The organism is Luteibacter sp. P4_D7_3 (assembly GCF_056401735.1).
The window spans coordinates 1-2,473 of record NZ_JBFUIT010000448.1 but is presented as its reverse complement, the minus strand read 5'-3'; the positions used below and the strand labels follow the sequence as shown (position 1 = coordinate 2,473).

Annotated in this window: 1 pseudogene; it reads right to left on the bottom strand. The window is 59.8% G+C overall.

What is annotated here, in order from left to right:
* A pseudogene (locus AC1DSN_RS21325) lies at positions 1-2,258 on the bottom strand (hypothetical protein); the annotation flags it as partial.
* Between the last annotated feature and the right edge of the window lie 215 nt (positions 2,259-2,473).

Sequence of the window (2,473 nt, the reverse complement as noted above, 5' to 3'; positions counted from 1 at the left end):
GCGTAAATCTTGGATACCGCAGCGCCGGCTCCCAAGAGCATGGATATCCTCTCTTCCGGCAGGACGAGCTCTTCATACAGCCCTTGGTAGTAGTCGTGCCGCTTCTGAAGGGCGACCTTGCTCGTTACCATCGTCGCCCGTACGGCTCGTACATGCTTCAGTGCCTCCCTTTGGGTTCGCAACGTGAAGTCGGAAAGGTTGATCAGATTTCGCTGCTGCAGTACGCCCAGACCGGCGTTGTACTCCTCCTCGTAGGTGTGGAAGAGTTGGCGCCCCATGTCGATTAGCTGTTGTACGGCTTCCTTGGCCATTGGCAGCACGTGCTTGAATCGATAGGGCGGGACATTGATGCGCCCGCGGCGTGCTTCCCCGGAGCGCATGCCGGTGCGCTGGCTGCCTATCAGGTCAAATTCGTCCGCTGCTCCATAGAGATCCAGCTGCATGATCTTGCCATCGATGGTCAACCCATGGCGAAGGTTAAACATCCGACTCTCGAGCAGGTCGCGCGTCTGCGTCAGCACGGTGTTTACTGGTGGAAGGAAGTGCGACGCCCGTGTCTCGGTGAGCGTCGGCAGGCTGGGTGTTGCGGTCGTCAGGCGTTCGGGTAAAGGACCCAGCAGAGCCAACGCCCTGCGGTAGTGGTTGCCGGCTTCGGCCACGCCGTCGCGTGTGAGTTGGCGATAAAAGTCATCGCCCTGCTGACGCCATAGCTCGACGACGAACATCAGCATGGCCTTGCGATAGCGCTCCGGCTCGGCATAGGCGAATGTCTCGATATCCGTGGTGAGCGTGTTCGCCTCGAGTTTGAGCGCAGCGTTGGGCATGGTCAATGGACGGCTGTGCCAGAACGGGGGCATCAGCATGTCGAGGTTTCCGGCGGCGTCGTAGGGATCGAACAGGTGCCGCGTGCACCACTCGAGCGACTCGCGATACTGCCGTGTCGAGCGCAACTTCCATGCCACCAGCGTGGGCAAGTGCATGAACAGTTCCCAGAAATAGAAGCCGTTCGCGCCGTGGAAATCGACGGTGCCATCTTCCGTTCCGGGGGCCATCCGCGGCGCGGGAAGCTGTTGGGTTTTCCAGTCGAGAAGGTCCTGTGGTGAATTGGTGGCCAGCGCCGCGAAGCGCATGCCGAGCAGCGTATTCAGGCGAATGGCGTACGCATGCGTGGGAAGCGCGTAGGATTTGTTTGACGCGCGACCCGCGACCTCGGTCAGGTCCAGGTAGTGGACCTGGTAACGATTCTGGATGAGGCGCGCCGAGGCGACGGCGTCGTCGACCGCGTCCGCGCCATGGGCCCCTTTAGCGCGCCCTTGCTCCTGCAAGTTGTACTGGCGAGTGATGGAACCGAGCATCTCGGTATCGTCATCGGCATATACCTCGAGCTTGAAAGTGTGTGGATTCGTGGCCTTGCTCACGGGGAATCTCGCGGTGATGGCGCGCGAGTGGTCGGTGCCGTCCAGGACCACGGTCGTCTCGGCGAGAACGGCGTTGCCAACTTGCGTCGAGACCATGAGCCGCGCGAACGTATCCCGATGTGCATGCTTCAACGCCACGAGCTTGACGATATCGATGCCCGACGGCACGGTGACTCCGTTCGTGGCGAAGCAAGCGGCCTCCTTGGCTACGTATTCATCCACCACGTCGTAGCGCGCCCAATCCTTAGCTCGCCGGATCAGCCATGACACGGGCTTTTTGTCGTGGGTCCAGTAATAGCTGCTGACGCCGATCCTTGYGCCGAACTCGTCGTAGTCCATGAGTGGGTCGCGTGCGAGCTGAGCACGAATGGGAGCGAAGGCGGTGGGCTTGGCTTCGATCGCGGCTGGAAGATCGGCGAGGCCTAGCTTCTGGAGGACGTAGTTGTCCTCGGTTGAAAGCGTGACTTTCACGCCGTCGCTCGGCGTGCCGCCGCGGAGGACGAGATGTGCGGAGCCGAAGGGCTTGCCTGTCGATGGGTTAGCGGTTTTTGCATCCTTTCGCAGATGTGCCGTCGAAGAGAAGATGCTTTTTCTCCCACGTTGGGTGGGGTCCACGTAGTCTATTGTCGGGACGATGGACACAGTCAGCTCTTTGAAGACGTTGTCTAGCCCTCCGTCCAGAAGAGACACTCCATTAGAAGTAATCATCTGAGTATGGCTGATAACTTGTATAAAGCTCCCGCGGCGGGCGGTCAGTGGCCCGGGCTGGGCGGCAACGCTCGAGCTTAGCTCCGGTTTGGCCGCCTGTTCTTCTAGCAACTTTTTTGTGCCCCAGATCACGCATTTCGAGATTTCGACGAGGATCCCGGTCCTTTCAGATATCCCTGATATCGAGACGATCAGGCCATCATACCCTCCGTATGCCGAGATGCTTGTGAGCCATTTTGCATCAGCTTCATACGAGATCTTTGGTTTGTCCGTGCCTGCCTCTCCCGCGACTGACTTCGTGAGGCGGAAGGAGCAAAGCGGACCGGCATCGTGCCCTGGGCCATCCT